Annotated in this window: 6 protein-coding genes and 3 tRNA genes; 6 read left to right on the plus strand and 3 right to left on the minus strand. The window is 45.1% G+C overall.

Annotated features, from left to right (window positions below):
• The first annotated feature begins 12 nt into the window (after positions 1–12).
• Positions 13–831 carry a glucosamine-6-phosphate deaminase gene (nagB, locus tag ACQY2K_RS07265; RefSeq protein ID WP_428041305.1) on the plus strand — a complete coding sequence of 273 codons (819 nt, stop codon included), beginning with the start codon at positions 13–15 and terminating at the stop codon, positions 829–831.
• Entirely contained in the window at positions 832–1,971 is a 1,140-nt protein-coding gene (nagA, locus tag ACQY2K_RS07270; RefSeq protein WP_428041306.1) for an N-acetylglucosamine-6-phosphate deacetylase, read from the plus strand. It begins immediately after the preceding gene.
• A 2-nt stretch (positions 1,972–1,973) separates the two neighbouring features.
• Here nagA and ACQY2K_RS07275 read toward each other — a convergent pair whose 3' ends face one another.
• Together ACQY2K_RS07275 and ACQY2K_RS07280 are read right to left on the minus strand one after the other, a co-directional pair.
• Entirely contained in the window at positions 1,974–2,765 is a 792-nt protein-coding gene (locus ACQY2K_RS07275) for a type IV pilin protein (protein WP_428041307.1), read from the minus strand.
• Positions 2,766–3,120: 355 nt separating this feature from the next.
• Entirely contained in the window at positions 3,121–3,522 is a 402-nt protein-coding gene (locus tag ACQY2K_RS07280; protein WP_428041308.1) for a copper resistance protein NlpE, read from the minus strand.
• Between the two features lie 146 nt (positions 3,523–3,668).
• On the opposite strand from ACQY2K_RS07280, the gene ACQY2K_RS07285 reads away from it, so the two are divergent.
• The 4 genes from ACQY2K_RS07285 to ACQY2K_RS07300 all read left to right on the plus strand — a co-directional run bounded on the left by ACQY2K_RS07285 (position 3,669) and on the right by ACQY2K_RS07300 (position 4,396).
• Positions 3,669–3,740, plus strand: a tRNA-Arg gene (locus ACQY2K_RS07285).
• 111 nt (positions 3,741–3,851) lie between these two features.
• Positions 3,852–4,190 (plus strand): MerR family transcriptional regulator, encoded by a 339-nt coding sequence (locus tag ACQY2K_RS07290; RefSeq protein ID WP_177746791.1) that lies wholly within the window; start codon positions 3,852–3,854, stop codon positions 4,188–4,190.
• A gap of 40 nt (positions 4,191–4,230) precedes the next feature.
• Positions 4,231–4,305, plus strand: a tRNA-Pro gene (locus tag ACQY2K_RS07295).
• Positions 4,306–4,320: 15 nt separating this feature from the next.
• Positions 4,321–4,396, plus strand: a tRNA-Pro gene (locus tag ACQY2K_RS07300).
• Positions 4,397–4,611: 215 nt separating this feature from the next.
• Here the strand turns inward: ACQY2K_RS07300 and ACQY2K_RS07305 are convergent.
• Positions 4,612–5,514 carry a Fic family protein gene (locus ACQY2K_RS07305; protein WP_428041309.1) on the minus strand — a complete coding sequence of 301 codons (903 nt, stop codon included), beginning with the start codon at positions 5,512–5,514 and terminating at the stop codon, positions 4,612–4,614.
• Between the last annotated feature and the right edge of the window lie 578 nt (positions 5,515–6,092).

Genomic DNA, 6,092 nt, shown 5'->3' on the forward strand with positions numbered 1-6,092 from the left:
GGGATTTTTTATATGCGTTTAGTAGTAACCAAAATGAATTTAGGGCTGTGGGCGGCGGCTTATATCAAGGAAAAAATTAATGCCTTTGCGCCAATGCCCAAAAAGCCCTTTGTACTGGGTTTGCCGACAGGCGGAACGGTGGTGGATATGTATGCCAATTTGCGGCTTTTCTACAAAAACCGTTTATTATCCTTTAAAAATGTTGTTACATTTAATATGGACGAATACGTCGGCCTGCCGTTGGACCACCCGCAGAGTTACCGTAGTTATATGCATTGTAATTTATTTGACGGAACGGATTTCCAGCCCGAAAATATCCACCTTTTAAACGGGCAGGCCAAGGACCTAAACCAAGAGTGTGCCCAATACGAGGCCGCTATCGCCGCACTGGGCGGCATTGATTTATTCCTGGGCGGAGTGGGGCGCAACGGACATATTGCCTTTAACGAGCCGGGTTCGGCCTTTAATACCCGAACACGGTTAGTGGACCTAACCCCCAGCACCATAGAGGCTAACTCGCGTTTCTTTTTAAACGACCCGCACCGCGTACCCAAACAGGCGTTATCCGTAGGGATAGGCACGGTAACGGACGCCAAAGAAGTATTATTTTTAGCCTCGGGCGAAAAAAAGGCCGAAGCCGTAGCCCATTTGGCAATGCCGGGAAAAGATTTAAACTGGCCCATTACGGCCTTAAAACTCCACCCGCACGCCACCTTATTGGCGGACCCCGAAGCGTGCGAACAACTGCCGGAGCCTTTTAAAACACAACTGGCCCGGCAAATGGACGAAACGCCCACCGGGGAGCATTGGACGTTACAGATAGAGGATTAAATGCAAGATTTATTAATTACCCATGCCCGCGCCGTTCTGTCCGGCAAAATAAGGCCGGCGGCGCTGTGGCTTTCGGGCGGAAAAATCAAACAAATTTTTACCGAAGAAGTTTCCTTGCCAAACACACCGTCCTTTGATGCCAAAGGCGCGCTGGCCGTGCCGGGGTTTATTGATTTGCATATCCACGGCTTTGCCGGGCACGGACCGGAAAATGCCAACCCCGCGGACCTGCTTACAATGTCAGACGAACTGGCGCGCTACGGTGTATGTGCGTTCTGCCCCACGCTCTATTGTGCGCGTCCGCACGAAATGGAAGCCCTTTTAAAAAAATTACTTCCCGCCCTAGGCTCAGAAACAGGTGCCAAAATTATCGGGTTTCACTTGGAGGGGCCTTTTATCTCTCCCCAAAAACCGGGAGTAATGAAACCGCAGGACATTGTCCCCCCGCAGTTAGACGATATGAAACGTCTCTACGAGGCCGCCCAAGGGCACATTACCAATATCACCCTGGCCCCGGAACTCCCCGGAATCGGCCCTATTATTGATTTCTGTTTGGCCCGCGGTATTTTGATACAAGCCGGACACACCAACGCCACCTATAGCGATTTTTTACACGGCGTCCAACAAGGCATAAAACACACCACCCATTTATTTAACGCGATGAGCGGCTTCAACCACCGCAACCCCGGAGCCGCCGGCGCGGTGCTGATGCACCCGGAAATTTCGTGCGAAATCATTGCTGACGGCGTACACGTCCACCCGGACGTGGTCGGTTTTTTGCGCCATATAAAACCGCTTGAAAACATTGTTGCCGTTACTGATGCCCTAAAACCAACCGGGCTTACGTCCGGGCCGTTTGTTGCCAACGGGGAAGATGTTATTTTGGACGGCGGTGTATGGAAGCGTAAAACGGACAAAGTAATTGCCGGCTCCGCGCTGACAATGGCGCAGGCCTTTAAAAATCTGGTTAAGTTTGGCTACTCTCCCGCCGAAGCCGCGCAACTGACCAGCACCAATGCCGCGCACTTATTAAACATCCCCCACAAAGGCCGCCTGGAAGAAGGTTTTGAGGCCGATATTGTGTTGTTAGACGAGCAACTTAATTTACAAGCCGTCTTTTTAGGCGGAAAAAAGCAATAAAACTAACGTAAATCAAAAGTAGGTGCCGTAGCAAAGATACCCCCGCCATAGTGTTGGGAAGTTTCGGTACCTAATGAATTGCACAACCTGCGCCAACGGGCCACCTGAGAACTGTCTTGCTCTCCTTTTCCCATTATGCAAGCCCGTCTCTCATCTGCATTGGCGCATAACTTAGTATTAGAACTGCTATGCGCGTATGTTCGGAAATAGATTGCCGCCTGAGTGCCCCACGGAGCCAAATACGAATAACATTGATTCGTACATATCACCGAAGTACCATTTTCCCAACAATCCCCGCCCATACTTTCGGGCAGTTTAATCGTAAAGGATTTCGGTATCTGCATATCTAACTGGTCAAACTCCGTAGCGTACTGGCCATTTGCCAAATAATAGGCTTCTTGGGCCGTTCTCGTCGCATCTAACAGCGGCATATTGGACGCAAATTTAGATTTATCCACCGCCAACTGATACTGCGGCACTGCCACTGCCGCCAAAATACCGATAATAAGGACAACAACTAAGAGTTCAATAAGGGTAAAGCCACGGCTAACGACCCAAGATGTAGATCCTGAAACAAGTTCAGGATGACCTTCTTTTTTCATAAAGTCGTCATCCCCGAGGAGTTGGTGGCCCTCAGGGTTCGGGGATCCGTTGTTGTCGTTCTTGGATTCGTTGTCATTCCCGAAGGTTGTAATCGGGAATCTGTCGTTTTCCTTTTTGAATAAAAACAGTTCCCCGACAGAAACTCTCGGGGATGACGGCAACAAACGCCAAATTTTGTTAAACCCTTTCATTTTTTCTCCTTGTTAAGACCTTTATATTTGAGCAAAACGGCCTTTTATACGCATTTTTATACAGCAGACACATCCGGGTATATCCGGCCTTAATTGTCAAAATTTTAACAAAAAAAAAATAAAACAACCCTTTTAAAAAGCACTACACCGCACACTATCGGACGGATTGCTTTTTTCCCTCTTTTGACTAGTAGAGCCACACTTTTTTTGTAATGTTGCAACCAACGAAACGACAACGGCAAAAAGACCAAAAGGCAAATCGTTAAACTATTAATAGCCCCGTACAGAAGCCGTATGGAGTGCCACGTCGCCCCGTCATAACATAAAAATTCCCGAGGAACACTCGGGAATTTTTTTAATTGGCTTTTTTTAAAATGTACTGCTCGGCTAGTTCTCCGGTTATCGGCTGCCGGTCTTGGTCAAGCAGGGTTGCCTGCCCCGGTGAGAGTTTCAAATAATAGCCCTCTTGCTGGGGAATAGTCAGCGTTGCCACCCCGTTTTCAACCGTGTAAGTTCCCTTATCTTCAAACACACCGTCAGCCTTTTCCAAATATTCGCTCGTCCAAGTAAATGTACCGTCCGGCAACAGGGCAACCGTGGTTTTGATACCCGGGCCGTCCGCCGCAGGCAAAACACCTGTATAGATTTCCCCTACCGCGGCGGTTTGCTCCACAGGGGCGGCTTTCTCCTCCGTCGGCGCGGGTTTGCTGCAAGCCGCCAATAAAATAGCAGCCACTAATACTGTTATTTTTTTCATATTTTCCTCCTTTGTTTATATTTTATCAAAAAGCGTTTCCCGATAATGTGCCTTTTTCAGATTAGATAACAGGATATTTTACCGGAAAATGCGAAACTTAAAAGCGCAGTCTCCCAAATTTTGATAAAATAGAGTAAATGCTTTCCGCGCCCGTAGTTCAATGGATAGAGCGTCAGCCTCCGAAGCTGGAAATGTGGGTTCGACTCCCGCCGGGCGCAAACTTAAAAAACCTCGCTTTTGCGAGGCTTTTTATTTACGCCAAAAGCAAGCAAACGGCCAGAAAAATACTCATAAAGCGCACCGCTCTCCCAAATTGATATAATACGGATATGGGAATAGAAGAAATTGAACAAAAAGACTATTTTTCTATCGGCGATGTAAAGCGCATTACCGGTGTGCCGGAATATTCCGTGCGCTATTGGGAGGCTGAATTTGGGCTCATCCGTCCAATTCGCCTGGAAAGCGGACACCGCCGTTACACCAAGGAAGATGTTTATACTATTCTCAAAATTAAAGATTTAATTTACAAACACAAACTAACATTAGAAGGTGCTAAAAAACAACTGTCTAAATATCAATTTCCGACAGCAAGCAAAACCGAAAAAGCCCACAGCGATGTCAAACTTTTAACAGAAATAAAAGAAATACTGGAAGAATTGTTAAAATAATGATAAAATGTTTAGGTAGTCAGTAAAAGACTGCTTTTTTCGGGGAGTGGCTCAGAGGTAGAGCGCTCGCTTGGGGTGCGAGAGATCGCGGGTTCGATTCCCGCCTTCCCGACCATTTAAAAATTATTTACGGGGCGTAGCGCAGATGGTAGCGCGCACGGTTCGGGACCGTGAGGTCGTGGGTTCGAATCCCGCCGCCCCGACCATCTTCTAAAGCACCTTTTTTAAGGTGCTTTTTTCGTCTAAGAATTAAAGTTTTCCCGTCGGAGAATACCTGTTTTTCTTATCTGTTACGGTCTCAGAGTTCTTTTTTCTCCGTCGTAAACTGCAATTTTTCCCGCGTTTTCTCTGAGCTCCAAATTTGCAGGATCCAACTTACCGCTCGGGCCACACCAGATAGTGATTCGAATCTATGTCCACATCATTTTCTTTTAAACTTTTTTACCTGTTCCAAACTAAAAAGCATAAAATCACCGTCTGATTTGGCAACCGGAATTAATTTACCGACACGCAACCAATAGCGCACCGTTGAAATAGGCACGCCAACGGCTTTGGCAAATTGCCCAATTTTAAGCAATTTGGTTTCATCCGTCTTGGGATAAAACATATCCACATATGTTTCAAAGCTGCGTTCCAATGCCTTATACATAAATGCCTCATAAGCAGTAGTATCTTGTGTTAATTGCCCCTTTTCGATACTGCTTATATATTTTTTGCGATCTCTAGGGCGGATAATAATGGGCCATAAACCATTCTGTAAAAGTATTAAGTTCATTATTAAACGCCCAACACGCCCATTCCCATCAATAAACGGGTGAATAGATACAAATTTAAAATGCCCCATAATAGCGCGGCTAATTACATCTTTTTCAGTTTGTAAGTATTCTTCAAACGACATCATTAAATCTGATACTTTAACCGGATTGGGCAATATCACACTACTGCCTTTAATGCGTACGGGAACATTACGGTAACGGCCTGCAAAAACATCGTTAATTCCTTTAAGCACTATAGAGTGAATTTTTAAGATATCATCTTGGGAAATCCTTTTATTTTTGGACAATTCATTAAGAATATATCTAAAGGCTTCCGCGTGGTTTTTCGCTTCCAAATAATCTTTTAAGGGTTTTTCCCCTTTGGTAATACCTTCACTAATAACCAACGCAGTCTCTTGGCGGGTAAGCGTATTGCCCTCAATGTGGTTTGAGGTATAGGCCAACTCAGTCTCCAGCCAATGATACAAAGATGCAACCGCCTGAGGATTCTTAAAGGTTTTCGTTAAAAGCTCTATTTGCTTTTTCATGTGACTGGTTATTTTCCCCATATATTACCTCTCGTACATAGTGTATAGTTTTTTATAAATAAACTATACACTATAAACTATAAAAAATCAAGTCCATTACCTTTTTGATATTTTGCAGCCAATCCGATATTACTCTCTATGTTTTTTGGGGTATAGGTATACCGTAGTTTAGAAAACAGGGCACAAATCGGCTTTTTATGGCTACAAAACCGCGTTAAATCGCCCGAAACAGCTGAGGACATTCATTCGTTTCTCACTCTGTCGACCATTTAGAAAGCCGCTTTTAAGTAAGCGGCTTTTTTGTTGTCTAATTTTCCCCTCTCTCGTCGGGGTTTTGGTTTGATTTTTATCCATTCGGGTTTTAGAGCAGTATTTATAGACCGCAAAAAAGGCCCTTTTGGGGCCTTTTTCTCCGGTGGGCAAAAGAGTATTTATCCATCCCTATTACCGCTTACTATCGGGATATAAGTCAAGTTGGGTCTAGTTCTTATTTAATAAACAGCTTACATATTGATAATAGGTATTAGACGGACACTTGGACAAGGTTTGTGCTAACTCCGCTTTGGTAATAAAACCTTTCTGCAAAGCGATTTCTTCCA

Source organism: Candidatus Avelusimicrobium fimicolum, from assembly GCF_021632165.1.
In the GTDB taxonomy this organism is placed as follows: Bacteria; Elusimicrobiota; Elusimicrobia; order Elusimicrobiales; family Elusimicrobiaceae; genus Avelusimicrobium; species Avelusimicrobium fimicola.

Coding starts and splice junctions, on each gene's coding strand:
- nagB (WP_428041305.1), top strand. CDS start 13: ATGCGTTTAGTAGTAACCAAAATGAATTTAGGGCTGTGGGCGGCGGCT.
- ACQY2K_RS07275 (WP_428041307.1), bottom strand. CDS start 2,765: ATGAAAGGGTTTAACAAAATTTGGCGTTTGTTGCCGTCATCCCCGAGA.
- nagA (WP_428041306.1), top strand. CDS start 832: ATGCAAGATTTATTAATTACCCATGCCCGCGCCGTTCTGTCCGGCAAA.
- ACQY2K_RS07305 (WP_428041309.1), bottom strand. CDS start 5,514: ATGGGGAAAATAACCAGTCACATGAAAAAGCAAATAGAGCTTTTAACG.
- ACQY2K_RS07280 (WP_428041308.1), bottom strand. CDS start 3,522: ATGAAAAAAATAACAGTATTAGTGGCTGCTATTTTATTGGCGGCTTGC.
- ACQY2K_RS07290 (WP_177746791.1), top strand. CDS start 3,852: ATGGGAATAGAAGAAATTGAACAAAAAGACTATTTTTCTATCGGCGAT.